This window comes from Actibacterium sp. MT2.3-13A (assembly GCF_018139985.1).
Taxonomy (GTDB): Bacteria; Pseudomonadota; Alphaproteobacteria; order Rhodobacterales; family Rhodobacteraceae; genus JAGSOU01.
In genome coordinates this window covers 1-25,413 of record NZ_JAGSOU010000028.1, presented here as the reverse complement: position 1 = coordinate 25,413, position 25,413 = coordinate 1, and the positions used below count along the sequence as shown (strand labels likewise).

29 protein-coding genes and 1 pseudogene are annotated in these 25,413 nt (G+C 69.3%); 23 read left to right on the top strand and 7 right to left on the bottom strand.

The annotated features are described in order from the left end of the window. Nucleotide 1: 1 nt before the first annotated feature. On the bottom strand, nt 2–718 hold the full coding sequence (locus KCI33_RS16985) for a DUF2726 domain-containing protein (protein ID WP_212525997.1): 717 nt from the start codon (nt 716–718) through the stop codon (nt 2–4). Nucleotides 719–1,004: 286 nt separating this feature from the next. On the opposite strand from KCI33_RS16985, the gene KCI33_RS16980 reads away from it, so the two are divergent. The 23 genes from KCI33_RS16980 (at nt 1,005) to cysE (ending at nt 19,572) form a co-directional block, all read left to right on the top strand. After that, nucleotides 1,005–1,238 (top strand): acyl carrier protein, encoded by a 234-nt coding sequence (locus KCI33_RS16980; protein WP_097802809.1) that lies wholly within the window; start codon nt 1,005–1,007, stop codon nt 1,236–1,238. Nucleotides 1,239–1,417: 179 nt separating this feature from the next. Beyond that, nucleotides 1,418–2,674: a beta-ketoacyl-ACP synthase II gene (gene fabF / locus KCI33_RS16975; RefSeq protein WP_212525996.1), complete on the top strand. Its 1,257-nt coding sequence runs from the start codon at nt 1,418–1,420 to the stop codon at nt 2,672–2,674. Between the two features lie 24 nt (nt 2,675–2,698). Continuing rightward, a complete protein-coding gene (gene mltG, locus KCI33_RS16970) occupies nt 2,699–3,877 on the top strand; it encodes an endolytic transglycosylase MltG (RefSeq protein ID WP_212525995.1) in 1,179 nt (392 codons plus the stop codon). A 269-nt stretch (nt 3,878–4,146) separates the two neighbouring features. Beyond that, nucleotides 4,147–4,497: a hypothetical protein gene (locus KCI33_RS16965; protein ID WP_212525994.1), complete on the top strand. Its 351-nt coding sequence runs from the start codon at nt 4,147–4,149 to the stop codon at nt 4,495–4,497. Then, complete coding sequence (locus KCI33_RS16960; RefSeq protein ID WP_249139127.1) at nt 4,481–5,767, top strand: terminase family protein; 1,287 nt, start codon at nt 4,481–4,483, stop codon at nt 5,765–5,767. The genes KCI33_RS16965 and KCI33_RS16960 overlap by 17 nt, the downstream gene beginning before the upstream one ends. Nucleotides 5,768–5,939: 172 nt before the next feature. Continuing rightward, the gene (locus tag KCI33_RS16955; RefSeq protein ID WP_212525993.1) at nt 5,940–7,115 is read left to right on the top strand and encodes a phage portal protein; all 1,176 of its coding nucleotides are present in this window, start codon (nt 5,940–5,942) and stop codon (nt 7,113–7,115) included. After that, complete coding sequence (locus KCI33_RS16950; RefSeq protein WP_212525992.1) at nt 7,112–7,354, top strand: hypothetical protein; 243 nt, start codon at nt 7,112–7,114, stop codon at nt 7,352–7,354. Before KCI33_RS16955 ends, KCI33_RS16950 begins: the two co-directional genes overlap by 4 nt. A 12-nt stretch (nt 7,355–7,366) precedes the next feature. Next, on the top strand, nt 7,367–7,933 hold the full coding sequence (locus tag KCI33_RS16945; RefSeq protein WP_212525991.1) for an HK97 family phage prohead protease: 567 nt from the start codon (nt 7,367–7,369) through the stop codon (nt 7,931–7,933). 39 nt (nt 7,934–7,972) lie between these two features. Beyond that, entirely contained in the window at nt 7,973–9,157 is a 1,185-nt protein-coding gene (locus tag KCI33_RS16940) for a phage major capsid protein (protein ID WP_212525990.1), read from the top strand. Between the two features lie 143 nt (nt 9,158–9,300). Then, nucleotides 9,301–9,900 (top strand): hypothetical protein, encoded by a 600-nt coding sequence (locus KCI33_RS16935; RefSeq protein ID WP_212525989.1) that lies wholly within the window; start codon nt 9,301–9,303, stop codon nt 9,898–9,900. Then, nucleotides 9,897–10,235 carry a head-tail adaptor protein gene (locus KCI33_RS16930; protein WP_212525988.1) on the top strand — a complete coding sequence of 113 codons (339 nt, stop codon included), beginning with the start codon at nt 9,897–9,899 and terminating at the stop codon, nt 10,233–10,235. Before KCI33_RS16935 ends, KCI33_RS16930 begins: the two co-directional genes overlap by 4 nt. Then, entirely contained in the window at nt 10,232–10,639 is a 408-nt protein-coding gene (locus KCI33_RS16925; RefSeq protein ID WP_212525987.1) for a DUF3168 domain-containing protein, read from the top strand. Before KCI33_RS16930 ends, KCI33_RS16925 begins: the two co-directional genes overlap by 4 nt. A gap of 23 nt (nt 10,640–10,662) precedes the next feature. Then, nucleotides 10,663–11,076, top strand: a complete 414-nt coding sequence (locus KCI33_RS16920) for a phage major tail protein, TP901-1 family (RefSeq protein WP_212525986.1) — start codon at nt 10,663–10,665, stop codon at nt 11,074–11,076. Further along, complete coding sequence (locus KCI33_RS16915) at nt 11,076–11,402, top strand: gene transfer agent family protein (protein WP_212525985.1); 327 nt, start codon at nt 11,076–11,078, stop codon at nt 11,400–11,402. The genes KCI33_RS16920 and KCI33_RS16915 overlap by 1 nt, the downstream gene beginning before the upstream one ends. Then, nucleotides 11,389–11,589 carry a rcc01693 family protein gene (locus KCI33_RS16910; RefSeq protein ID WP_212525984.1) on the top strand — a complete coding sequence of 67 codons (201 nt, stop codon included), beginning with the start codon at nt 11,389–11,391 and terminating at the stop codon, nt 11,587–11,589. Before KCI33_RS16915 ends, KCI33_RS16910 begins: the two co-directional genes overlap by 14 nt. After that, nucleotides 11,586–12,248, top strand: a complete 663-nt coding sequence (locus KCI33_RS16905; protein WP_249139126.1) for a phage tail tape measure protein — start codon at nt 11,586–11,588, stop codon at nt 12,246–12,248. Before KCI33_RS16910 ends, KCI33_RS16905 begins: the two co-directional genes overlap by 4 nt. Nucleotides 12,249–12,266: 18 nt before the next feature. Next, the gene (locus KCI33_RS16900; RefSeq protein ID WP_212525983.1) at nt 12,267–12,899 is read left to right on the top strand and encodes a DUF2460 domain-containing protein; all 633 of its coding nucleotides are present in this window, start codon (nt 12,267–12,269) and stop codon (nt 12,897–12,899) included. Further along, entirely contained in the window at nt 12,899–13,783 is an 885-nt protein-coding gene (locus KCI33_RS16895; RefSeq protein WP_212525982.1) for a DUF2163 domain-containing protein, read from the top strand. Before KCI33_RS16900 ends, KCI33_RS16895 begins: the two co-directional genes overlap by 1 nt. Then, nucleotides 13,780–14,217, top strand: a complete 438-nt coding sequence (locus KCI33_RS16890; protein WP_212525981.1) for an NlpC/P60 family protein — start codon at nt 13,780–13,782, stop codon at nt 14,215–14,217. The genes KCI33_RS16895 and KCI33_RS16890 overlap by 4 nt, the downstream gene beginning before the upstream one ends. Next, entirely contained in the window at nt 14,217–18,200 is a 3,984-nt protein-coding gene (locus KCI33_RS16885) for a glycoside hydrolase/phage tail family protein (RefSeq protein ID WP_212525980.1), read from the top strand. Before KCI33_RS16890 ends, KCI33_RS16885 begins: the two co-directional genes overlap by 1 nt. A 5-nt stretch (nt 18,201–18,205) precedes the next feature. Next, nucleotides 18,206–18,517 carry a hypothetical protein gene (locus tag KCI33_RS16880; protein WP_212525979.1) on the top strand — a complete coding sequence of 104 codons (312 nt, stop codon included), beginning with the start codon at nt 18,206–18,208 and terminating at the stop codon, nt 18,515–18,517. After that, nucleotides 18,517–18,726, top strand: coding sequence for a hypothetical protein (locus KCI33_RS16875; RefSeq protein ID WP_212525978.1), 210 nt, complete (start codon nt 18,517–18,519; stop codon nt 18,724–18,726). Before KCI33_RS16880 ends, KCI33_RS16875 begins: the two co-directional genes overlap by 1 nt. 27 nt (nt 18,727–18,753) lie before the next feature. After that, the gene (cysE, locus tag KCI33_RS16870; RefSeq protein WP_212526005.1) at nt 18,754–19,572 is read left to right on the top strand and encodes a serine O-acetyltransferase; all 819 of its coding nucleotides are present in this window, start codon (nt 18,754–18,756) and stop codon (nt 19,570–19,572) included. A 21-nt stretch (nt 19,573–19,593) separates the two neighbouring features. On the opposite strand, the gene KCI33_RS16865 is transcribed toward cysE, so the two are convergent. From KCI33_RS16865 to KCI33_RS16840, 6 genes and pseudogenes are all read right to left on the bottom strand, one after another. Beyond that, complete coding sequence (locus tag KCI33_RS16865) at nt 19,594–20,892, bottom strand: pyruvate dehydrogenase complex dihydrolipoamide acetyltransferase (RefSeq protein WP_212525977.1); 1,299 nt, start codon at nt 20,890–20,892, stop codon at nt 19,594–19,596. 12 nt (nt 20,893–20,904) lie between these two features. Next, entirely contained in the window at nt 20,905–22,269 is a 1,365-nt protein-coding gene (locus tag KCI33_RS16860; RefSeq protein WP_212525976.1) for a pyruvate dehydrogenase complex E1 component subunit beta, read from the bottom strand. Nucleotides 22,270–22,283: 14 nt separating this feature from the next. After that, nucleotides 22,284–23,273: a pyruvate dehydrogenase (acetyl-transferring) E1 component subunit alpha gene (pdhA, locus tag KCI33_RS16855; protein ID WP_212525975.1), complete on the bottom strand. Its 990-nt coding sequence runs from the start codon at nt 23,271–23,273 to the stop codon at nt 22,284–22,286. A 106-nt stretch (nt 23,274–23,379) separates the two neighbouring features. After that, nucleotides 23,380–23,682: a septum formation initiator family protein gene (locus tag KCI33_RS16850; protein ID WP_212525974.1), complete on the bottom strand. Its 303-nt coding sequence runs from the start codon at nt 23,680–23,682 to the stop codon at nt 23,380–23,382. Nucleotides 23,683–23,832: 150 nt separating this feature from the next. Next, the gene (locus KCI33_RS16845; protein ID WP_212525973.1) at nt 23,833–24,762 is read right to left on the bottom strand and encodes a class I fructose-bisphosphate aldolase; all 930 of its coding nucleotides are present in this window, start codon (nt 24,760–24,762) and stop codon (nt 23,833–23,835) included. A gap of 91 nt (nt 24,763–24,853) precedes the next feature. Further along, nucleotides 24,854–25,413: pseudogene (locus KCI33_RS16840) on the bottom strand (hypothetical protein); the annotation flags it as partial.

The following is a 25,413-nucleotide window of genomic DNA, read 5'->3' as shown; positions in this document are numbered from 1 at the left end:
TTCACACCTTGTCATAGGGGAAGGCGCCGTCCCTGGGCGCCCCCAGCGCCCTAGCGACGCCTTCCTCCACTTTTTCGGGCGCGAAGCCGGTTCCGATCTCCAGGAAATGGACGCCGGCCTTGCGCAACGCCTCCCGTTTCACCGCATCGCGCATGAACGCGCCAGCGCGGTAGTGCCCGGATCCCTGGTATTCTATAGCGCAGACCAAATAGCCCCTGCGGTCGATGATGGCAAAATCCAGCCGCTTGGAGTTGATCGAGGAATAGGCGTTTTTCAGTGTTTCGGCGTCCGCGCTTCCCTTCCTGGGCCGGATCAGTTCGCCCATGCTGGTTTGCGCCATGACGCGATGGCCCTGTCCAAGGTTGGACACCGTCCTCTCGAGAAGGGGGAGCAGGCGCGCTTCCTCCTTGTTGAGCAGGGGCTGTTTCTCGAACGCGGTTCGCGCGATGAAATCCATCTGCGACCTCGGGTCCGACAGGTCAGTTTTCGTCGCGTCGAATGGAGCGGCGACGGCGGGCTTCTGCCCCGGATAGCGGCGCCGCGACCCGGGCCTCCAGGGACGTCTGCGGGACTTGGGGCTGAGGAGGTAATTCACCAGCAGGAAGAATGAGATCAGCGCCAGCACAAAAAGCGAGAGGCTGTCCTTGCCGGCCAGATCCTCGAGAGACAGGCCGGGCAAGCCAGCGGAGGACATCGAAAAAGCAGGATGGGCGAACATGGTTTGGTCCAACTGAAATAACTTGTCCCCTCAGGATTATGGTTACTTTTCCGTCGTGCAAGACGTTTGGGGCCGGGCGCGGACCGGGAACCGAGTTCACGACCCCGTGTTTTTTCGGCGTCCCCCGATTGCGGGGCCGGTCTTGGAAAGCGTTTGCCTTGCGGAAGCGATGTGCTATAGGCGGCGCAGATTTGGCCCGGGAGTGCTGTGCGCGCCCGGGAATGGAGCGGCCCGGTCGGGTCAACGGAAAGAGCGGGCAGCCGCCCGGATACTGTGAGGAAATGATATGAGCGACATCGCAGATCGCGTTAAAAAGATCGTCGTCGAGCATCTGAGCGTGGAAGAGGACAAGGTCACCGAGGCCGCCTCGTTCATCGACGACCTGGGCGCCGACAGCCTGGACACCGTGGAACTGGTGATGGCCTTCGAAGAAGAGTTCGGCATCGAGATCCCGGACGACGCCGCCGAGACGATCCAGACCTTCGGCGACGCGGTGAAGTTCATCACCGAAGCGTCGTAAGCGCCACGGATCGACGGACAGTGTAGGAAAGCGGGTGTCCTGCCGGGCACCCGTTTTTTGTTGCCGGGGGGCGGTCGGCCGTCCTTCGCGACCGCGACACAAAGCTGCGCCGCGCGGCTTGCCCAGCGGCCATGATGCGCGGTATCAGGGCAGGGAACAACCAAAGGGGTAGAGAAGCCATGCGTCGAGTTGTTGTCACGGGTCTCGGGATGGTCACGCCGCTGGCCTGCGGGGTCGAGGAAACCTGGAAGCGCCTTCTGGCCGGGCAATCGGGAGCGGGCCTGATCACGCGGTTCGACGCCTCGCGGGTGACCACCAAATACGCCTGCGAGATACCCTTGGGCGACGGCAGCGACGGCACCTTCAACCCCGACGACTGGATGGAGCCGAAGGAGCGCCGCAAGGTCGATGATTTCATCCTCTACGGCATGGCCGCGGCCGACCAGGCGGTGAAGGACAGCGGCTGGGCGCCCGTGGACAAGGCGGCGCGCGAGCGCACCGGGGTCATGATCGGCTCCGGCATCGGCGGGCTGAACTCGATCGCCGACACGGCGGTCCTGCTCAAGGAGCGCGGGCCGCGCCGCGTCTCGCCCTTCTTCATTCCCGGCGCGCTGATCAACCTGGTCTCCGGTCAGGTCTCGATCCGCTATGGCTTCCAGGGGCCGAACCACGCGGTGGTGACAGCCTGTTCGACCGGCGCGCATGCCATCGGCGATGCGGCGCGGCTGATCGCGCTGGACGATGCCGACGTGATGGTCGCGGGCGGCGCGGAAAGCCCGATCTCGGAGATCGGCATCGCCGGCTTCAATGCCTGCAAGGCGCTGTCGACCAAGCGCGCCGACGCGCCGCAATGCGCCAGCCGCCCCTGGGATGAGGACCGCGACGGTTTCGTCATGGGCGAGGGTGCGGGCGTCGTCGTGCTGGAGGAATACGAGCACGCCAAGGCCCGCGGCGCGAAGATCTACGCTGAGATCCTGGGCTATGGCCTGTCGGGCGACGCCTATCACATCACCGCGCCCTCCGAGAACGGCGAGGGCGGCGAGCGCTCGATGCGGGCGGCGATCAAGCGGGCGGGGATTCAGCCCGGCGACATCGACTACATCAATGCCCACGGCACCTCGACCATGGCCGACACGATCGAGCTGGGCGCGGTGGAACGCGTCATGGGCAATGCCGCGGGCAAGGCAACGATGAGCTCGACCAAATCCTCGACCGGTCACCTGCTGGGCGCGGCCGGCGCGGTGGAGGCGATCTTCTCCATCCTGGCGATCCGCGACCAGGTGGCGCCGCCCACCATCAACCTCGACAATCCGGCGGTGGAGGCCAAGCTGGACCTCGCCGCCAACGAGGCGCGCCCGCGCGAGATCAACGTGGCGCTGTCGAACAGCTTCGGTTTCGGCGGCACCAACGCGTCGCTGGTCCTGGGCAAGGTCTGACACGGACGGAAAGGTCGGAAACCCATGTGGCGCCACATCGCCTCGAACGCGCTGACGCTGTTCATCGTGCTGCTGCTGGCGGCGGGCGGGGCGGTGATCTGGGCTCAGAAGCAATACACCGGCCCCGGCCCGCTGGCCGAGGCGATCTGCCTGCGGGTGGAAAGCGGCTCGAACATGCGCCGGGTGTCGGCTGATCTGGCCGCGCAGGGGGCAATCTCAAGCGAGGTGATCTTCCGCGCCGGCGCCGATTACAGCGGCAAGGCGGGCGGGCTGAAGGCGGGCAGCTTCCTGGTGGACGCGCATGCCTCGATGGAGGAGATCGTGGATGCGATCACCCGTTCGGGGCGCTCGACCTGCGGCACGGAGATCAACTACCGCATCGGCATCCGCAGCGCCGAGGTCCAGGTGCGCGAACTGGATCCCGCGACCAACCGCTATGTCGAGAGGCTGGCCTTCGATCCGGCCGCGGTGGAGACCGCGCCCGAGGGTTACGCGGAGGTGCTGGCGCAGCCCGACCTGCGCTACCGGGTGACGCTGGCCGAGGGTGTGACCAGCCACCAGGTGATCGAGGGGCTGAAGGCGGCGGAGTTCCTGACCGGCGAGGTCGCCCAGCCCGAGGAGGGCACGCTGGCCCCCGACAGCTACGAGGTGACGCGCGGCACCGAGCGCGCGGCACTGGTGGCGCGCATGGCCGAGGCGCAGGCCGCGCTGCTGGAGGAGCTGTGGCAGAACCGCGCCGACGGCCTGCCGCTGGAGAGCCCGCGCGAGGCGCTGATCCTGGCCTCGATCGTGGAGAAGGAGACCGGCCTGCCCGAAGAGCGCCGGCAGGTGGCCAGCGTCTTCGTCAACCGGCTGCGCAAGGGCATGGCGCTGCAGACCGACCCGACCATCATCTACGGCATCACCCGCGGGGAATATGTGCTGGAGCGCGGCATCACCAATGCCGACAAGCGCGGCGACACCGAGAAGCGCCAGCACGGCGCGGTGGAATACAACACCTATGTGGTGACCGGCCTGCCGCCGGGCCCCATCGCCAACCCCGGCCGTGCCGCGATCGAGGCGGCGCTGGACCCCGATGCCACGCCCTATCTCTATTTCGTGGCAGACGGCTCGGGCGGACATGCCTTTGCCGAGACCCTCTCGGAGCATAACGAGAACGTCGCCCGCTGGCGCAGGATCGAGGCCGAGCGCGCCAGGGAGTAGGTTCTGGAAAAAGGCGCGCCTGCGGCGCAAGCCTTTGATTATGCGCCGCCCTTGCGGGCGGCGCGGTGCCTCCGGCGGGGATATTTCGGGCCAGAAGAAGGGGCGATTGGTTCATTAACTTATTGGTAATACAGTATTTCTTGACCAGGCGCGCGGTCTGGCGTATAGATTTGGGCAAGCTAGAAGAAGTGGGCAAGCGGCACGGGGAGACCCCGGGGCCGCTTTTTCGTTTCGCTCGTGCGGAGGCATGAGAGGCGGGCATTGACCATATGACATTGATTTCTCCCCTGGCGGGTGAACGGGCGTCGCAGGAGATCCTGGCCGAGGCCGAGCAGCATTACCGGCGCACGATCCGGGCGCTGAACCAGATCATCGAAGAGGTTGCCGCGGGCCGCACGGACCGGGTGAAGGAGCTGAAAGGGGCGTTGGCCGATCTCGGACGCGCGACCCAGACGGCCTTTGACGAGAGGGCGCGTGTTGAAAAACGTATCCGAACAGAGACAGGTATCATCCACGACTACGCGCTCGACCTGGCCGAGGCGCGATCCGAGATCGGGCGCCGACTGGATCGCCTGCGCGCCGCCGGAGGTTCAGGAGGAGTTCCTGAGCGGGTTGAGTGAGGGCGCGCTCCTGGCGCTGCCTTATCTCTTCGAGTTCTGGGCGCTGCCGCATCAGTTGCCGCCGGAGGGCGACTGGCGGACCTGGGTGATCATGGGCGGGCGCGGCGCGGGCAAGACGCGGGCGGGCGCGGAATGGGTGCGCGCGGAGGTCGAAGGGGCGCGGCCGCTGGACGTCGGCCGCTCGCGCCGGGTGGCGCTGGTGGGCGAGACCATCGAGCAGGTGCGCGAGGTGATGGTGTTCGGCGAGAGCGGGATCCTGGCCTGTTCGCCGCCCGACCGCCGCCCGAAATGGGAGGCCACGCGCAAGCGGCTGGTCTGGCCGAACGGCGCGGTGGCGCAGCTGTTCTCGGCGCATGAGCCGGAGAGTCTGCGGGGGCCGCAATTCGATGCCGCCTGGGCCGATGAGCTGGCCAAGTGGAAGCGTGCGGACGAAGCCTGGGACATGTTGCAGTTCGGGCTTCGCCTGGGGCCGATGCCGCGGCAATGCGTGACCACCACGCCGCGCAACGTGCCGGTTCTCAAGGCGATCCTGAACACCCCTTCGACGGTGATGACACAGGCGCCGACGGAGGCCAACCGGGCGCATCTGGCGGCCTCCTTCCTGGAGGAGGTTCGGGCGCGCTATGCCGGGACGCGGCTGGGGCGGCAGGAACTGGATGGCGCGCTGCTGGAGGATGCGGAGGGCGCGCTGTGGAGCCTGACAGGGCTGGAAGCGGCGCGGCTGGACGCGGCGCCGGAGTTCGACCGGGTGGTGGTGGCGGTGGATCCGCCGGTGAGCGGCAAGGCGAGCTCGGACGCGTGCGGGATCGTCGTGGTGGGGGCGGTGACGCAGGGGCCGGTGCAGGACTGGCGCGCGGTGGTTCTGGAGGATGCCAGCGTCGCGGCGGCCTCGCCCATGGCCTGGGCCGAGGCAGCGATCGCGGCGATGGAACGGCACGGGGCCGAGCGGCTGGTGGCCGAGGTGAACCAGGGGGGCGAGCTGGTGGAGAGCGTGATCCGGCAGATCGACCCGCTGGTGCCGGTCAAGGCGGTGCGCGCGGCCAAGGGCAAGATCGCGCGGGCCGAGCCTGTGGCGGCGCTCTACGAGCAGGGGCGGGTGCGGCACCTGCGGGGGCTCGGGGCGCTTGAGGATCAGATGTGCCGGATGACGGCGCAGGGCTACCAGGGGCGGGGCAGCCCGGACCGGGTGGATGCGCTGGTCTGGGCGCTGCATGAGCTGATGATCGAGCCGGCGGCGCGCTGGCGGCGGCCGCGGGTGCGGGGCCTTTAGGGCGGGCTGAGACTTTCTGGCCTCCGGCGGGAGTATTTTCGCCAGGAAGAAGGGGGCTTTTCACGAGAACGGATGGCGCGGGCCGGGCCCGCCGGCCCGCCCCGGAGCCGGGGCGCGGGGGATTTCGTGCTGCCGGCGTGGTGGCGGACGGGGCGACTGAGGAGCTTTGCATATGGTATTCGACTTTTTCCGGCGCGCGGAGCCGAAGGCGCCCGAGGCCAAGGCCTCGGCCACGGGGCCGGTGATCGCCTGGCATGGGGCGGGGCGGGTGGCCTGGAGCCCGCGTGATACGGTGTCTCTGACAAAGGCGGGGTTCGCCAGCAACCCGGTGGGGTTCCGATCGGTCAAGCTGATCGCGGAGGCCGCGGCGGCGCTGCCGCTGGTGCTGCAGGATCACGAGCGGCGCTACGAGGCGCATCCGGTTCTGGACCTGGTGGGCCGGCCCAATGGCGCGCAGGGGCGGGCGGAGCTGTTCGAGGCGCTGTACGGGCAGCTGCTGCTGTCGGGGAACGCGTATCTGGAGGCCGTGGGCGGTGCGGCGGGGATGCCGCTGGAACTGCATGTGCTGCGCTCGGACCGGATGAGCCTGGTGCCGGGTGCCGATGGTTGGCCGGTGGCCTACGACTATGCCGTGGGAGGGCGGAAGCACCGGTTCGACATGACGGGAGTTCTGCCGCCGATCTGTCATATCAAGAGCTTCCACCCGCAGGACGACCATTACGGCTTGTCGCCGATGCAGGCGGCTGCGGTGGCGGTGGATGTGCACAACGCGGCGAGCCGCTGGTCCAAGGCGCTGCTGGACAATGCGGCGCGGCCCTCGGGCGCCATCGTCTATCGCGGCGCGGACGGGCAGGCGAGCCTGAGCGAGGAGCAGTATCAGCGCCTGCAGGACGAGATGCTGAGCTACCACCAGGGCGCGGCCAATGCGGGGCGGCCGATGCTGCTGGAGGGGGGGCTGGACTGGAAGCCGATGGGGTTCAGCCCCTCGGACATGGAGTTCCAGAAGACCAAGGAGGCGGCTGCGCGGGAGATCGCGCTGGCCTTCGGCGTGCCGCCGATGCTGCTGGGGATCCCGGGCGATGCGGCCTATGCCAATTACCAGGAGGCGAACCGGGCCTTCTACCGGCTGACGGTGTTGCCGCTGGCGACCAAGGTCGCGGCGGCGGTATCGGAATTCCTGTCGCGCTTCGCCGGCGAGCGGGTGGTGCTGAAGCCCGATCTCGACCAGGTGCCGGCGCTGTCTTCCGAGCGCGAGGCGCAGTGGAGCCGGGTGAGCCGGGCCGATTTCCTGACCGATGCCGAGAAGCGGATGCTGCTGGGGCTGCCCAAGCTGGCAGAGGAGGAATGAGCGGCGGGCCGGAGCGGACCGGCTCGCGCTATCTCTATGCCCCGTTCGAGGTGGCCAATGCCCGGATCGAGGCCAATGAGCGCGTGGCCGAGGAGCGCTGGGCGGCGCTGTCCTACAGGCTGGAGCGGATCGAGATTTCGCAGGAGCGCGTGGAACGGCGGCTGTGGCTGGCCGTCTACGGCGTGGTGGCGGTGATTTTGGCGCAGGGCGTGACCTCGCTTCTGGCGGTCGCGCCATAAGGAGATTTTCGGATGGATGAAAAGGATTTGGCGGGCGGCCTGGAGCGCAAGTTCTGCCCGGCCGGCGCCGGGCTGTCGGTGAGCGACGGGGCGGTGGTGGCGGGCTATGCCTCGCTTTTCGGGAAGGCTGACCAGAGTGGCGACGTGGTGCAGAAGGGCGCCTACGCGGCCTCGCTGAAGGCGCTGGAGGCGGCCGGGCGGCGGGTGAAGATGCTGTGGCAGCACGACCCGGCGCAGCCGATCGGCGTGTGGGACGAGGTGCGCGAGGACGGGCGCGGGCTCTACGTCAGGGGGCGGCTGCTGACCGATGTGGCGCGGGGCCGCGAGGCGGCGGTGCTGATCGAGGCGGGCGCCATCGACGGGCTGTCCATCGGCTACCGCACCCGCAAGGCGCAGAAGGACGCGGGCGGCCGGCGGCTGCTTGCCGAGCTGGAGCTGTGGGAAGTGTCGCTGGTGACCTTTCCCATGCTTCCCGATGCGCGGGTCGGCGCCAAGGCGGAAGAGCCCGCCGAGGGGCTGCTGCGTGACCTGGCGGAGGCCTTCGACGGCGCCCGCCGCGTGCTGGCCGGGGAAGTGTGAGCCCCGGCCCGAGACCTCTCTGTGGAACAGGATTGAGACATGACCACGAACGAGACCAAATCCGGGGCGTCCGGCGCGCCCGCGGCGGAGGTGACATCTGCGATGTCCGGTTTTCTTAGTGAATTCAGGACATTTCATGGTGAAATTAAAGCGAAGCTTCAACAACAGGAAGAGCGACTGACCATGCTGGATCGGAAATCCCTTATCATCGGGCGTCCCGCCCTTGCGGTGGCGGCCGAGACCGAGGCGCCGCATCAGAAAGCCTTTGCCGCCTATCTGCGCTCGGGCGATGACGACGGGCTGCGCGGGCTGGAACTGGAGGGCAAGGCGCTGAATACCGCGGTGGCGGCCGAGGGTGGCTATCTGGTGGACCCGCAGACCTCGGAGGCCATCAAGAGCGTGCTGCAGGCGACGGCCTCGATCCGCTCGATCGCGCAGGTGGTCCATGTCGAGGCGTCCTCTTTCGACGTGCTGGTGGACCATACCGATATCGGTTCGGGCTGGGCGACGGAGGCGGGGCCTGCCACCGAGACCACGGCGCCGCAGTTCGACCGGGTGACCATCCCGCTGCATGAGTTGAGCGCGATGCCCAAGGCGAGCCAGCGGCTGCTGGACGACAGCGCCTTCGACATCGAGGGGTGGCTGGCGGGCCGCATCGCCGACAAGTTCGCGCGCGCCGAGGCCGCGGCCTTCATCTCGGGCGACGGGGTGGACAAGCCGAAGGGCTTCCTCACCCACACGCAGGTGGCCAACGCGACCTGGTCCTGGGGCAATATCGGCTACATCGCCACCGGGACCGCCGGCGACTTCAACGCCACGACGCCGGCGGATGCGATCCTCGACCTGGTCTATGCGCTGGGCGCGCGCTACCGCGCCAACGCGAGTTTCGTGATGAATTCGAAAACCGCGGGCGTGGTGCGCAAGATGAAGGATGCCGACGGCCGTTTCCTGTGGTCGGACGGGCTGTCCGCGGGCGAGCCGGCGCGCCTGTTGGGCTATCCGGTGCTGATCGCCGAGGACATGCCGGATATCGCCTCGGGCACCACGGCCATCGCGTTCGGCGATTTTGGCGCCGGCTACACCGTGGCCGAGCGCCCCGATCTGCGGGTGCTGCGCGACCCGTTCTCGGCCAAGCCGCATGTGCTGTTCTACGCCACCAAGCGGGTGGGCGGCGATGTCAGCGATTTCGCCGCGATCAAGCTGCTGAAATTCGCGATCTCGTAACCGCGGGGTCGTGATGGGCCGGGGCCTGATGGCGTCGGCCCGGGCGCGCGCCGCAAAGACCTTGCGTTGTCTAGCTGCTCCCTCCGTCCGAGCAATGCGGGTGGCGCGCGCCTTTTCTGGGAGCGGATTTCCGGAGGTTTTCCATGATGTTGATCGAGCAGACCACAGTGGCCGCGGCGGCGCTGCCCCTGGGGCAATTCAAGGACCATCTGCGCCTGGGCACGGGGTTTGCCGATGACGGGGCCGAGGATGCGCTGATCGAGGCGCTGCTGCGCGCGGCGATGGCGGCGGTGGAGGGGCGCACCGGCAAGGTGCTGCTGGCGCGCGAATTCACCTGGGCGCTGACGGCGTGGCGCGAGGCCGCCGCCCAGGCGCTGCCGGTGGCGCCAGTGGGGCAGCTGCTGGAGCTGAAGGTGATCGACCGCGCGGGCACGCAGGCGATGATTGACCCGGCGGCCTACCGGCTGGAGGGTGACACTCACCGGCCGCGGCTGGCCGCCAACGGCGCGCAGCTGCCCACGATCCCGATGGGGGGCAGCGCCGAGATCCGGTTCCGGGCCGGGTTCGGCGCAGCCTGGGAGGTGGTGCCGCCCGACCTCGGCCAGGCAGTGTTCCTGCTGGCCGCCCACTACCACGAGCACCGCGACGCGGCAGCGCTGGGTGAGCGCGCCATGCCCTCTGGCGTGACGGGGCTGATCGAGCGCTGGCGCACGGTGCGCGTCCTGGGCGGGGGCGCGGCATGAGCGGGCCGGTGCTGAACCGCCGGCTGGTGCTGGAGGCGCCGCAGCGGGTGGCCGACGGCGCGGGCGGTTTCAGTGAAAGCTGGGCCACGCTGGGCACGCTCTGGGCCGAGGTGACGCCGGGGACGGGGCGCGAGGTGGGCGGGCAGGGCGGCGCGCTGTCGCGGGTGCCCTACCGGATCACCGTGCGCGGCGCGCCGGTGGGGGCGCCGTCGCGCCCCGGGCCCGAGCAGCGCTTCCGCGAGGGCGCACGACTGTTTCACATCCTCGCCGTGACCGAGCGCGACGCGCGCGGCCATTACCTGACCTGTTTCGCCGAAGAGGAGCTGGGCGCATGAGCTATGGCGTTTCGGCCGCCCTGCAGGCGGCGGTCTATCAGCGGCTGACGGGCGACGCGGTGCTGGGCGCGCTGGTGGGTGGCGCGATCTATGACGCGCTGCCCTCGGGGACCTTGCCCGATCTCTATGTCAGCCTCGGCCCCGAGGAGGCGCGCGACCGCTCGGACATGACCGGGGCCGGCGCGCTGCATCTGTTCACGGTCAGCGTGGTCAGCGCGGCGGCGGGGTTCCAGGCGGCGAAGGCGGCGGCGGCGGCGGTGTCGGATGCGCTGGTCGACGCGCCGCTGACGCTCAGCCGGGGTGCGCTGGCGGGCCTGCATTTCGACCGGGCGCGGGCGCAGAGGCTGACCGACGGCACCCGCCGCATCGACCTGCGCTTCCGCGCGCGGGTGGACGATCAATGACCCTTATCTTGGAGTGACGCAAAATGACGGCGCAGAACGGCAAGGACCTTCTGATCAAGCTCGACCTGACCGGCGACGGTCAGTTCGAGACCATCGCGGGGCTGCGCGCCACGCGGATCAATTTCAACGCCGAGACGGTGGATGTGACCAGCCTGGAAAGCCAGGGGGGCTGGCGCGAGCTGCTGGCGGGCGCGGGGGTGAAATCGGCGGGCATCAGCGGCGCGGGCGTGTTCAAGGACGCGGGCACGGATGAGCGCGCGCGGCAGATATTCTTCGACGGGGAGACGCCGAATTTCCAGGTGATCATCCCCGCCTTCGGCATCGTGCAGGGGCCGTTCCAGGTGACGGCGATCGAATATGCCGGCAGCCACAACGGCGAGGCGAGCTATGAACTGAGCCTCGCCTCGGCGGGCGTGCTGACCTTCACGGCGCTGTGATGGCGAACCCCTGGGCGGGCGAGGTGGCGCTGGTCGTGGACGGCCGGCGCCATGTGCTGAAGCTGACGCTGGGCGCGCTGGCCGAGCTGGAGGCGGGACTGAAGGCAGACAGCCTGGTGGCGCTGATCGAGCGCTTCGAAGGTGGCGCCTATGGCGCGCGGGACGTGCTGGCGCTGTTGCTGGCGGGACTGCGCGGGGGCGGCTGGCAGGGGACGGCGGCCGACCTGGCGGGAGCCGAGATCGCGGGCGGGCCGGTGCAGGCGGCGAGGGTGGCGGCCGAGTTGCTGGCGCGCGCCTTCACGGTGCCGGACCATGACGGCGTTTGACTGGCCGGGGCTGATGCGGGCGGGACTGTGCGGGCTGCGCCTGCGGCCCGGGGAGTTCTGGGCGCTGAGCCCGGCCGAGCTGATGCTGATGCTGGGCGCGGGCGCGGTCCCCGCGCCGCTGTCGCGGGCGCGGCTGGAGGAACTGGCGGCGGCCTTTCCCGATAGCAATGAAAGGGCAGGGAAATGACGGAGATTGACGGGCTCGATGCCCTAGAGGCGCAGATCGACGCGCTGGAGGACTCCTTCGGCGGAGCGCGCGGCATGGCGGCGGCCTTCGACCTGGAACTGGTCAGGATGCGCGACAGCCTGACCCTGACGGGGCGCGAGGTGGGGGTGCTGTCGCGTTCGATCGGGCGCGGGCTGCGCGCGGCTTTCGACGGGCTGGTCTTCGACGGGATCAAGCTGTCGGAGGCGATGCGGGGGCTGGCGGACTCGATCCTCAATGCGGCCTATTCGGCGGCTGTGACCCCGGTTCAGAACCATCTGGGCGGGCTGATCGCCAGCGGCATCGAGGGGCTGGTGAAGGGGGCGGTGCCGTTCGCCGGCGGCGGGGCCTTCACGCAGGGGCGGGTGATGCCCTTCGCCAGCGGGGGCGTGGTGCGCCAGGCCAGCTATTTCCCCATGCGCGGCGGCATCGGGCTGATGGGCGAGGCGGGGCCGGAGGCCATCATGCCGCTGACGCGCGTCGCCGATGGCCGGCTGGGCGTGCGCGCGCAGGGTGGGGGCCGGCCGGTGAACGTCACCCTGAACATCAGCACGCCCGACGTTCAGGGCTTTCGCCGCAGCCAGAGCCAGATCGCGGCGGAACTCGGCCGGATGCTGAGCCGCGGCCAGCGCAACAACTAACCTTGAAAGGAGGGAGCGATGGGGTTCCACGAGGTGAGATTCCCGCCCAACCTGAGCTTCGGCTCGGTCGGCGGGCCCGAGCGGCGCACCGAGATCGTGACGCTGGCCAACGGCTTTGAGGAGCGCAACACGCCCTGGGCACACGCGCGCCGGCGCTATGACGCGGGCGTGGGGTTGCGCTCGCTCGACGACGTGGAGGCGCTGATCGCGTTCTTCGAGGCGCGGCGCGGGCAGCTGTATGGCTTTCGCTGGAAGGACTGGTCGGATTACAGATCCTGCCTGCCCTCGCGCGAGGTGCAGTTCACCGATCAGGAGATCGCGCTGGGCGATGGCGAGACCCGCGTGTTCCAGCTGACCAAGGGCTATGCCTCGGGCGAGGAGCGCTATACCCGCCCGATCACCAAGCCGGTGGCGGGCACGGTTCGGGTCGGCGTGGACGGCAGTCCGCTGCGCGAGGCTGTGGATTTCGAGGTGGACGCGGCCACCGGCCTGATCACGCTGGAGGACGCGCCCGACATCGGCGTGATCGTCAGCGCCGGGTTCGAGTTCGACGTGCCGGTGCGCTTCGACACCGAGCTGATCCAGACCTCGGTCAGCAGTTTCAAGGCAGGCGACGTGCCGCGCGTGCCGGTGGTGGAGCTGCGGGTCTGATGGCGGTGCCGGGCGATCTGCTGGCCCATCTGGGCACGGGGGCCACGACGCTGTGCCGCTGCTGGGCGGTGACGCGCAGGGACGGCGTGGTGATGGGCTTCACCGATCACGACCGGGAGCTGTCCTTCGACGGCATCGCCTTCCGCCCCAATACGGGGCTGACGGCGCGGGCGCTGACCCAGACCACGGGCCTGTCGGTGGACAATACCGAGGCGCTGGGCGCGCTGAGCGACGACGCGGTGCGCGAGGCGGACCTGCTGGCGGGCCGCTATGACGGGGCCGGGGTGCGGGCCTGGCTGGTCAACTGGACCGCGCCCGAACAGCGGGCGATCCAGTTCCAGGGTACCATCGGCGAGGTGACGCGGTCGGGCGGCGCCTTTCAGGCGGAGCTGCGGGGGTTTGCCGAGGCGCTGAACCAGCCGCAGGGGCGGGTCTACCAGAAGCCCTGCGCGGCGGTTCTGGGGGACGCGTCCTGCGGTTTCGACCTCGGTCAGCTTGGCTATGCCACCGAACGGGCGGTGGAGGAGGTTGCGGAGGCGCGGGTGTTCCGCTTTGCCGGGCTCGCCGGGTTTGAGCCGCGCTGGTTCGAGGCGGGGCGCCTGCGGGTGCTGGACGGCGAAGGTGCCGGCGTGATCGGGATCATCAAGAACGACCGTTACAAGGGCGGCGTGCGGGTGGTCGAGCTGTGGCAATCGCTGCGCTTGCCGGTGGCGGCGGGCGACCGGGTGCGGCTGGAGGCAGGCTGTGACAAACGCGCCGAGACCTGCCGGCTGAAATTCAACAATCTGCTGAATTTCCGCGGCTTCCCGCATGTGCCGGGCGAGGATTGGCTGATCAGCTACCCGGTCTCGGGCGGGCGGAACGACGGCGGGAGCCTGCAATGAGCGGTATCATGGTGGAGGTGCTGGGCGCGGCGCGGGCGTGGCTCGGCACGCCTTATGTGCACCAGGCCTCGTGCCTCGGCGCGGGGGCGGATTGCCTGGGGTTGATCCGGGGCGTGTGGCGGACGCTTTACGGGGCGGAACCCGAGGTCTTGCCCGCCTACACGCCCGACTGGGCCGAGCCGCAGGGCGAGGAACGGCTGTGGCGGGCGGCGCTGCGGCATCTGGTGGCCAAGCCCGTCGGCGCGGCCGCGCCGGGCGATGTGCTGCTGTTCCGAATGCGGGCGGGGGCAGTGGCGAAACATCTGGGGATTCAGAGTGGCGGGGCAAGTTTCATCCACGCCTATACGGGGCACGGCGTGGTCGAAAGCCCGCTGACCGCCCCTTGGGCGCGCCGGATCGTGGCGCGCTTCGCATTTCCGGAAAGGGGGGCCTGATGGCGACGATTGTTCTTTCGGCAGCGGGGGCCGCGGCGGGGGCGGCGCTGGGCGGCTCGGTGCTGGGGCTGTCGAGCGTGGTGCTGGGCCGCGCGGCGGGCGCGACGCTGGGCCGGGTGATCGACCAGAGCCTGCTGGGCTCAGGCTCGAAGGCCGTAGAGACGGGGCGGGTGGAGCGTTTCCGCCTGTCGGGGGCGAGCGAGGGCGCGCCGGTCGCGCAATGCTATGGCCGGGTGCGTTTGGCGGGGCAGGTGATCTGGGCCTCGCGCTTTCAGGAGAACAGGGCCACGCGCGGCGGCGGCAAGGGCGCGTCCGGGCCGAAGGTGAGGGAATATTCCTACACCGTCAGCCTGGCGATCGCGCTCTGCGAGGGCGAGATCCTGCGCGTCGGCCGGATCTGGGCCGATGGCGTGGAGATCGCGCCGGACGGCGTGACCATGCGCGTTTACGCGGGCAGGGAGGACCAACTGCCCGACCCCAAGATCGAGGCGGTCGAGGGGCAGGGCCGCGCGGCGGCCTATCGCGGCACGGCCTATGCGGTGCTGGAGGATCTGGATCTGGGGGCGTTCGGAAACCGGGTGCCGCAGTTTTCCTTCGAGGTTTTCCGCGTGGCGCAGAGCGGTGTCGAGGGGGCCGAGAGCCTGTCGGAGCTGCTGCAGGGCGTGGCGCTGATCCCGGGCACGGGAGAATACGCGCTGGCCACGACGCCTGTGCATTACGCCGACGGGCCGGGGGTGAACCGCTCGGCCAATGTCAACACGCCCAGCGGCAAGACCGACTTCGCCACCGCGCTGGAGATGCTGCGCGAGGAGCTGCCGTCCTGCGGCTCGACCCTGCTGGTGGTCAGTTGGTTCGGCAGCGACCTGCGCTGCGGGTCCTGCGAGATCCGCCCCAAGGTTGAGCAGACCGTGGTCGACGGGCAAAGCATGCCCTGGCGGGTCTCCGGCCTGAGCCGCGACGCGGCGCTGACGGTGCCGCAGGCCGACGGGCGGGTCGTCTATGGCGGCACGCCCTCGGATGCCGCGGTGATCGAGGCGTTGCAGGCGCTGGCGGCGGCGGGGCAGGCCGCCGTCTATTACCCCTTCATCCTGATGGAGCAGATGGAGGGTAACACGCTGCCCGATCCCTGGACCGGAGCCACCGGCCAGCCGGCGCTGCCCTGGCGGGGGCGGATCACCAGTGCGCTGGCGCCAGGGCTGGCGGGCAGCCCGGACGGCACGGTGGCGGCCGAGGCCGAGGTGGCGGCGTTTTTCGGAACAGCAGCGCCCGGAGATTTCCAGTATCAGGAAACGGCACTGGCACCGGGCAGCGGGCCGGAGGACTGGCCCGTGCTGCCCTCGGCCCAGGGCACGCGCAAGAGCGTGACCATCGCCTATTCGGGGCCCGACGAATGGTCCTATCGCCGGTTCATCCTGCACCAGGCGCATCTGTGCGCGGCGGCCGGGGGCGTCTCGGCCTTCTGCATCGGCTCGGAGATGCGCGGGCTGACGCAGATCCGGGGGGCGAACGGCAGCTTCCCGGCGGTGGCGGCGCTGCGCGCGCTGGCGGCGGATGTGCGCGCGATCCTCGGGCCCGGCGTGAAGATCGGCTATGCCGCCGACTGGTCGGAATATTTCGGCTATCAGCCGCAGGACGGGTCGGGCGATGTGTATTTCCACCTCGATCCGCTCTGGGCCGATCCGAATATCGATTTCATCGGCATCGACAATTACATGCCGCTGTCGGACTGGCGCGCGGGCGAGGAACATGCCGATGCCGACTGGGGCTCGATCTACGCGCTGGATTACCTGCGTGCGAATATCGAGGGCGGTGAGGGCTATGCGTGGTATTACGCCTCGCCCGAGGCGGAGGCGGCGCAGATCCGCACGCCGATCAGCGATGGCGCGCATGGCGAGGACTGGGTGTTCCGCTACAAGGACATCCGCAACTGGTGGCTGAACGCGCATAATGAGCGGATCGGCGGCGTGCGGCAGGCAAACCCGACGGCCTGGGTGCCGCAGTCGAAGCCGGTCTGGTTCACCGAATACGGATGTGCCGCGATCGACAAGGGCGCGAACCAGCCGAACAAGTTCCTCGATCCGAAATCCTCGGAATCGAAGCTGCCGAAATATTCCTCCGGGGTGCGCGACGACCTGATGCAGGCGCAGTATCTGCGCGCGGTGACGGGCTATTGGGGGGACCCGGCCAATAACCCGGTGTCCGAGGTTTATGGCGGGCCGATGATCGACATGAGCCGCGCCCATGTCTGGGCCTGGGACACGCGGCCTTATCCGCAGTTCCCGGCCAATGCGGAGCTGTGGAGCGATGGCGAGAACTACGACCGGGGCCACTGGCTGAACGGGCGGGTCTCGGCGCAGGCGCTGGCGGCGGTGGTGGCCGAGATCTGCGCGCGTTCGGGCGTGAGTGCGGTCGATGTCGGGGGGCTCTACGGGCTGGTGCGCGGCTATTCGGTGGCCGAGATCGCGGGGGCGCGGGCGGCGTTGCAGCCCCTGATGCTGGCCTATGGATTCGACGCGGTGGAACGCGAGGGGCGGCTGGTCTTTGCCAACCGCACGGGGCGCGCGCGCGGTGGCGCGGTGGCGGCGGAGCGTCTGGCCGTCATCGAGGGGCAGGCGGGGGAGGTGGAAACCACCCGCGCGCCCGAGGCGGAGACCGCGGGGCGGGTGCGGCTGACCTATGTCGAGGCCGACGGCGACTACCAGGCGCGGGCGGAGGAGGCGATTTTCCCCGACCAGGAAAGCCGCTCGGTTGCGGCGACGGAACTGCCGCTGGTCCTGACCCAGGGCGAGGGGCGCGCGGTGACCGAGCGCTGGCTGGCGGAATCGCGGGTGGCGCGCGACCGCGCGCGGTTCGCGCTGCCGCTGTCGGAGATGGCGCTGGGCGCGGGCGACGTGGTGCGCCTGCCCCCGGGCGACGGATTTTACCGCATCGACCGGGTCGAGCAGGGCGAGGCGCGGCTGATCGAGGCGGTGCGGGTCGAGCCCAATGTCTATGTGCCCTCGGACGCGGTGGGCGGGCGTGTCAGCCTGACGCCCTTCGTGGCGCCGGTGCCGGTCTACCCGGTGTTCCTCGATCTGCCGCTGATGACGGGCGAGGAGGTGCCGCACGCGCCGCATATCGCGGTGACGGCGACGCCCTGGCCGGGATCGGTCGCGGTCTACAGCGCGGCGTCGGACAGCGGCTATGCGCTGAACCAGACCGTCACCGGGCTGTCGGTGATCGGGGTGACGCAGGGCCCGATGCTGCGCGCCGCGCCGGGGCGGTGGGACAGGGGGCCCGTGTTGCGGGTGAAGCTCTATTCCGGGACGCTGTCCTCGGCCGACGTGACGGACGTGCTGAACGGGGCGAACGCGGCGGCGATCGGGGATGGCACGTCCGACAGCTGGGAGGTGTTCCAATACGCCAATGCCACATTGGTGGGGCCGGGAACCTACGACCTCAGCCTGCGGCTGCGCGGTCAGCTGGGCAGCGATGCGGTGATGCCCGATGCCTGGCCTGCGGGCAGCCTGTTCGTGCTGCTTGACGGCGTGCCACAGCAGATCGCGCTGGCCGCCTCAGCCCGCGACCTGGCGCGGCATTACCGGGTGGGGCCGGCGGGGCGGGGCTACGACGACCCCTCCTATGTGCATCTGGTCGAGGCGTTCAAGGGGATTGGGCTGAGGCCCTATTCCCCCTGCCATCTGCGCGCGGGGCGCGTGGGCGGTGATCTGGTGTTGAGCTGGGTGCGGCGGACGCGGCGCGACGGCGACAGCTGGTCCTCGGCCGAGGTGCCGCTGGGCGAGGCGCAGGAGAGCTACCTGCTGCGGGTGCGCGACGCCGGCGGCGCGGTGCTGCGCGAGGTCAGCGTCGGCCAACCGGGCTGGAGCTATGGCGCGGCGGCGCAGGCGGCGGACGGGGCGGTGGCGCCGTTCGCGATGGAGGTGGCGCAGATGTCGGATCGCTTCGGGCCGGGGCCGTTTGCCCGGATCGAGATCACGGCATAGGCGCCATGCGGCCGGTTCTGCAGGGCGACGTGATCGCCGCGGCGCAGGCGGTGCTGCGCCTGCCCGAGGGCGAGCGGGAAGCCGCGCTGCGGGCGATGATGGCCCGCGCGGCGGCGGCGGATGCCTATCGCAAGCGGCTGGGCCGGGCGCATCCGCTGTGGGGCAATGGCAGCCTGATGGCGGTGGCGCGGCGGGGGCCTTTGCCGCCGGCGCCGTCCCTGTCGGACAGGGAATTCTGCCGTTGCCTGGCGCTGGTCTACGAGGTGCTGATCGCGTGGCGCTCGGAGCGTGCGGTTTTCAGCCGGCGGCGCAGCTGATGCAGGTGGGGACGGTGGGGGGCGCGGTTTGGCCGTTTCCCGGCGATGACCGCGCCGCAGTCGCCGAATTCGGCGTCATCGATGTGGTCGAGGGCGGCGAGGGCATGGTCGATCTGGCGTTTGGAGGCGGCCATCTGATCCGGCGTCATGTGCACGATCCTGTGCGCGGGGTGGGGTTGCAATTGGCCATCTCTGCCTATCTGGTGTAAAACGGCTGCCAGACGGAGGGAAGCATGATGGCCGAAACGCGCGCGAAACTGGCGGATCTGGACCCGGTCTGGACCCGAATCTGCGAGGAAGCCGGGCAGGCGGTGGCAGCCGAGCCGCTGCTGGGCGGACTGGTGCATATCTCGATCCTGCATCACCCGACGCTGGAGCGCGCGCTGGCGCACCGCACGGCTATGAAGTTGGCCTCGGGCGAGATGTCGGAGCAGATCCTGCGCGAGATCGCGGACGAGGCCTATGCCAACGACAGCGCGCTGGGCCAGGCGGCGCGGGCCGACCTGGTCGCGGTCTATGAGCGCGACCCGGCCTGCCACCGCTATTTGCAGCCGCTGATGTATTTCAAGGGCTACCAGGCGATCCAGGCCTATCGCGTCGGGCATTGGCTGTGGAAACAGGGCCGGCACGACATGGCCTATTTCCTGCAGATGCGGATCTCAGAGCAGTTCGGCGTGGACATCCATCCCGCCGCCCGGATCGGCCGGGGCATCATGCTGGACCACGCCCATTCGGTGGTGATCGGCGAGACCGCGGTGGTGGGCGACAACGTGTCGATGCTGCATTCGGTGACGCTGGGCGGCACCGGCAAGGAGGAAGAGGACCGTCACCCCAAGATCGGCGAGGGTGTGCTGATCGGCGCCGGGGCCAAGGTGTTGGGCAATATCCAGGTGGGGTGCTGCTCGCGCATCGCCGCCGGTTCCGTGGTGCTGGACGATGTGCCACCGGGCTCGACCGTGGCCGGCGTCCCGGCGCGGATCGTGGGCAAGGCGGGTTGCGCGCAGCCCTCCGTGATGATGGATCAGCTGCTGAAGGGCGAGGGCGGGGACGCGTAACGCCCCCGCCGTTTTCCGCCGTCAGGCCAGCATGGCCATCGGGTTCTCCAGGTTCTCGACGATTGCCTGCAAGAGTTGTGCGCCGAGCGCGCCGTCGATCACCCGGTGATCGACCGACAACGTCACCGACATCACCGTGGCCACCGACAGCTGGCCCTCGGCATCGACCACCGGCTTCTTCACGCCCGCGCCGACGGCCAGGATCGCGCCGTGCGGCGGGTTGATCACCGCGTCGAAATTGTCGATCCCGAACATGCCGAGATTGGAGATGGCGAAGCTGCCGCCCTGGTATTCATGCGGCGCGAGCTTGCGGTCGCGGGCGCGCGCGGCGAGGTCCTTCATCTCGGCCGACAGCGCCGACAGAGTCTTGCTTTCGGCGTCCTTCAGAACCGGCGTGAACAGCCCGCCCTCGATTGCCACGGCCACGGCCACGTCGGAGGGTTTGAGCTGGAGCACCCGGTCGCCGGCCCAGACCGCGTTGGCCGCGGGCACCTGCTGAAGCGCGAGCGCGCAGGCCTTGATGATGAAGTCGTTGACCGACAGTTTCACGCCGCGGCTTTCCAACTGCTTGTTGAGCTGGCCGCGGAAGGCGAGCAGCGCGTCGAGCCGGATGTCCCGGCGCAGGTAAAAATGCGGGATGGTCTGCTTGGCCTCGGTCAGGCGCGCAGCGATGGTCTTGCGCATGCCGTCGAGAGGGACCTCTTCGTAGGCGCGGCCTTCGTACATCTTGAGCACGGCCTCGGTCGAGGGGCCGGCGTGCGCAGCAGCGGGGGCCGCGGCCGGGGCAGGGGCTGCGGCGGCCGGTTTGGGCGCGGCGCGGACGCCTTCGAGATCGGCCTTAACGATGCGGCCGCGCGGGCCGGAGCCCTGGACCTGGGACAGGTCGATGCCCTTTTCCGCCGCGATCCGGCGCGCGAGCGGCGAGGCAAAGATGCGGTCGCCTCCGGCGGCATGCGGGGCCGCCGGGGCGCGCGCCGCGGTAACAGCGGCGGGCGTTTCGGCTTTGGCCGGGGTCGGGGCGGGGGCGGCTGCGGCGGGGGCCGCCGGGGCGGTCCCGCCGATGTCGCTTGCGCTTTCGCTCTCTTCGAGGAGCACGGCGATGGGGGTGTTGACCTTGACCCCTTCGCTGCCCTCGGCCACCAGCAGCTTGCCGATGACGCCGTCATCGACGGCCTCGAACTCCATGGTGGCCTTGTCGGTCTCGATCTCGGCCAGCAGGTCGCCTGAGGACACGCTGTCGCCCTCCTTGACCAGCCATTTCGCCAGCGTGCCCTCCTCCATGGTGGGGGAAAGGGCGGGCATCAGGATTTCCGTGGGCATCGCGTCTCTCCCTTACCGATAGGTCACTTGCTTGACCGCCTCGACGACCTCGGCGGTGGTGATCAGCGCGTGGCGCTCCAGGTTGGCCGCATAGGGCATGGGCACGTCCTTGCCCGTGCAGTTCAGGACCGGCGCATCGAGGTAATCGAAGGCGTGGGTCATGATATAGGCCGACAGGTGGTTGCCGATGGAGCCGACCGGGAAGCCCTCCTCGACCGTCACGCAGCGGTTGGTCTTGCGCACCGAGGCCAGCACCGTTTCATAGTCGATCGGGCGCAGCGAGCGCAGGTCGACCACCTCGGCGCTGATGCCTTCCTCGGCCAGCTTGTCGGCGGCCTCGAGCGCGTATTGCATGCCGATGCCGAAGCTGATGAGGGTCACGTCCGTGCCCTCGCGCCAGATCCGGGCCTTGCCGATCGGCACGGTGAAATCCTCCAGCACCGGCACCTCGAAGGCGCGGCCGTAGAGGATCTCGTTTTCCAGGAAGATCACCGGGTTGGGGTCGCGGATTGCCGATTTCAGCAGGCCCTTGGCATCGGCAGCCGAGTAGGGCTGCACCACCTTCAGGCCGGGGATATGCGCGTACCACGCGGCGTAGTCCTGGCTGTGCTGGGCGGCGACGCGGGCGGCGGCGCCGTTGGGGCCGCGGAACACCATCGGCGCGCCCATCTGGCCGCCCGACATGTAGAGCGTCTTGGCCGCCGAGTTGATGATCTGGTCCACCGCCTGCATGGCGAAGTTGAAGGTCATGAACTCGACGATCGGCTTGAGCCCGCCGAAGGCCGCGCCGACCGCGACGCCGGCAAAGCCGTGCTCGGTGATCGGGGTGTCGATCACGCGCTTGGCGCCGAACTCGTCCAGCAGGCCCTGGCTGACCTTGTAGGCGCCCTGGTATTCGGCGACCTCCTCGCCCATCAGGAACACGCCCTCGTCGCGGCGCATCTCCTCGGCCATGGCGTCGCGCAGGGCCTCGCGCACGGTGGTCATGCGCGTCTCGGTGCCCGCGGGATAGTCGGGCTCGACCGGGGCTGCGGTGACCGGCGCCGCGGGCGCCGCGGGGGCGGCCGGGGCAGGGGCCTCGGCAACCGGCTGCGGCGCTGCGGGGGCGGCATCGGCCAGGTCCTCGGCGCTTTCGCCCTCCTCGATCAGCACGGCGATGGGGGTGTTCACCTTCACTCCTTCGGTGCCTTCGGTCACAAGGATCTTGCCGATCACGCCGTCATCGACGGCCTCGAACTCCATGGTGGCCTTGTCGGTCTCGATCTCGGCGATGATGTCGCCCGAGGACACGCTGTCGCCCTCCTTGACCAGCCACTTGGCCAGCGTGCCTTCCTCCATCGTGGGCGACAGAGCGGGCATCAGAATCTCGGTTGCCATGTCCTGGTCTCCCCTCAGGCGTAGATATCGGTGTAGAGTTCCTCGAGCGCGGGCTCGGGGCTGTCCTTGGCGAAATCGGCGGCGTCGCTGACGATGGCCTTGATCTCCTTGTCGATCGCCTTGAGATCGTCCTCGGAGGCGTGCTTGCCGGTCAGCAGCAGCTCGCGCACATGCTCGATCGCGTCACGCTCCTCGCGGACCTTCTGCACCTCCTCGCGGGTGCGGTATTTCGCCGGGTCGGACATGGAATGGCCGCGGTAGCGGTAGGTCTTGACCTCCAGGATGTAGGGGCCCTTGCCCGCGCGGCAGTGGGCGACGGCCTTCTGGCCCGCCTCCTTGACCGCCAGCACGTCCATGCCGTCCACCTCCTCGCCGGGGATGCCGAAGGCCTCGCCGCGGGTGTGGATGTCCGGCGTCGAGGTCGAGCGCCGCATCGCCGTGCCCATGGCATACTGGTTGTTCTCGATCACGAAGATCACCGGCAGGCTCCAGAGCGCGGCCATGTTGAACGCTTCGTAGACCTGGCCCTGGTTGGCCGCGCCGTCACCGAAATAGGTAAAGGTCACCCGGTCATTGCCGAGATACTTGTCGGCGAAGGCCAGTCCCGCGCCGATCGGCACCTGGGCGCCGACGATGCCGTGGCCGCCGTAGAAATGCTTCTCTTTCGAGAACATGTGCATCGAGCCGCCCTTGCCCTTGGAATAACCGCCCTCGCGGCCCGTGAGCTCGGCCATCACGCCCTTGGGGTCCATGCCGCAGGCCAGCATGTGTCCGTGGTCGCGGTAGGAGGTGATGCGCTTGTCGCCCTCGTCGGCCGCGGCCTCCAGCCCCACCACCACGGCCTCCTGGCCGATGTAGAGATGGCAGAACCCGCCGATCAGCCCCATGCCGTAAAGCTGCCCGGCCTTCTCCTCGAATCGCCGGATCAGCAGCATCTCGCGGTAATAGCCCAGCAGTTCCTCGGCGGAGGCGTTTGGTTTTCTTGATGTTTTTCGCGTGGCCATCTGGCAGGTCCCCCCTGGTCACGAAAAATGGTTTAACGTTAAACAAAATGATAGCAAGCCGGGCGCGCGATTTCGAGCGGCAATTTTGCGACAGGTGGCGGCCGGTTCAGCGGATCACGATCTCGTCGGCGCGGATCATGCCCAGCACGCTGCGCGCCTGCTCGTCCAGCAGGTCGAGATCGAGATAGTCGTCCGACAGGCGCCGGGTCTTGTTGCGCATCTCCTCCAGCTCCGCGGCCAGCGCCGCGTGCTCGGCGCGCAGCGCCTGGGTCTCGGCCTCGATCTGGATGCGGCGGAACAGCCCCTGGTCGCCCTGCACGGCGGCAAAGGTGAAATAGGTGGCCAGGGTGAAGGCCAGCGTGAAATACAGCACGCCTCCCCAGGCGGGGTGCTTGCGCGAATTGCTCATGGTCTGCCTCTGCGCCGCCTCTTGTGCCGGGCGGATGCCGGAATCATGACAGAAACGATTCGCGAAGGGAATCCCCGGCGCGAAAAAAAGGGGCGGGAAAGCCCGCCCCCTTCTTCTTGGAAAAAATACTCGGAATCCCGCCGGCCGGCCTCAGGCCTTGCCCTTGTAGATCTCGACCAGCTTGCCCAGCATCGCCAGCGCCTCCTCGCGCGACCGCTGGAAGCAGTTGCGTCCGATGATCGAGCCGTTGCCGCCGCCGTCGCGGATCGCGCGCGCGTCGTCATAGACGCCGTCGGCGCCCTTCTTGGCCCCGCCCGAGAACACCACGATGCGCCGGCCGTTGAACGAGGCGTCCATGCAATGCTTCACCCGCGCGGCCTGGCTGGCGATGTCGATGTTCTGCGCCTCGTAGACCTTCTTCGCCTCGGGCAGCTCCAGATGGTCGGTGGAAAGCTTGATCTTGATGATATGCGCGCCCAGCAGCGCCGCGATCTGCGCCGCATAGGCGGCGATATCGATCGCGGTCTCGCCGTCCTTGGAGATCGCCTCGCCGCGCGGGTAGGACCAGATCACCGTGGCGACGCCCTTGGCCGCGGCCTCCTTCCGCATCTCCACGATCTCCTCGAACATGTCGAGCGCCATGTCCGAGCCGGGATAAATGGTGAAGCCGATCGCCGCGCAGCCCAACCGCAGCGCGTCATCGACCGAGGCCGTCACCGCCTGGTTCTTGCCCGCTGTCGGCGACATCAGAGAATTGGCCGAGTTCGCCTTCAGGATGGTCGGAATCTGGCCGGCGAAGCTGTCGGCGCCGGCCTCCAGCATGCCCAGCGGCGCTGCATAGGCGTTGAGTCCCGCGTCGATCGCCAGCTGGTAATGGTAATGCGGGTCGTAGCCCGCCGGGTTGGGCGCGAAGCTGCGCGCGGGGCCGTGCTCAAATCCCTGGTCCACGGGAAGGATGATCATCTTGCCGGTGCCGCCCAGCTTGCCATGCATCAGCATCTGGCACAGCTTGCCCTTCACGCCCGGGGTCTCGCCTTCGTAGTTGGAAAGGATTTTCTGGACTGTCCGCGTCGCTTTCATCAGCTGCGCTCCCTGTTATGAATTCTCCGTCGGGCAGGGATTAAAAGCCCCGCCCGGACGGTGCAACAGAATTTGCGCTAACGGCGGCGGCTTACTCGCCGCCGGCCAGCCGCGCGGGCAGGTCCTGCTCCAGCCAGGCCGCCATCGCCGCCGCGCTGGCCGCGGCCTCGGCCTCGGCCCAGGCGGCGCGGGCGGCGGGGCCGGCGAGGCGCGCGCGCTCGTCGATCTCGGCCAGGATGTCGGCGCATTCGGCGTCTCCCGCCGCCGAGCCCAGCATGGCGAACAGCGCGGCCTGGCCATAGGCGCGGCTCTGCCCGCGGCCCGAAAAGCGCGCCACCGCCGCCGACCGGATCTGCGCCAGCGAGCCCAGCGCGCCGGGCGCCGTCTCGGCCGTTCCCGCCTGTTCGGTTTGCAGCGCCAGCACCCGTTCGAAGGGCAGGGCGCGCTCCAGCCGGTCGAGCAGGGCGCCCGCGCCGGCCTCGCCCGCGGCGGCGGCCTGCAGCGCCCAGCCATAGGCGGCCCCGGGGTCGGCGTCCTGCTGCGTGCGGGCCAGCGCCATCGCCGCCCCGGCATCGCCCGCCCCCGCCAGCGGCGTCAGCAGCGCCATCCCGGCCGCGCGGTCGCGCGGCGCGCCCTCGCCGCTCAGCAGCG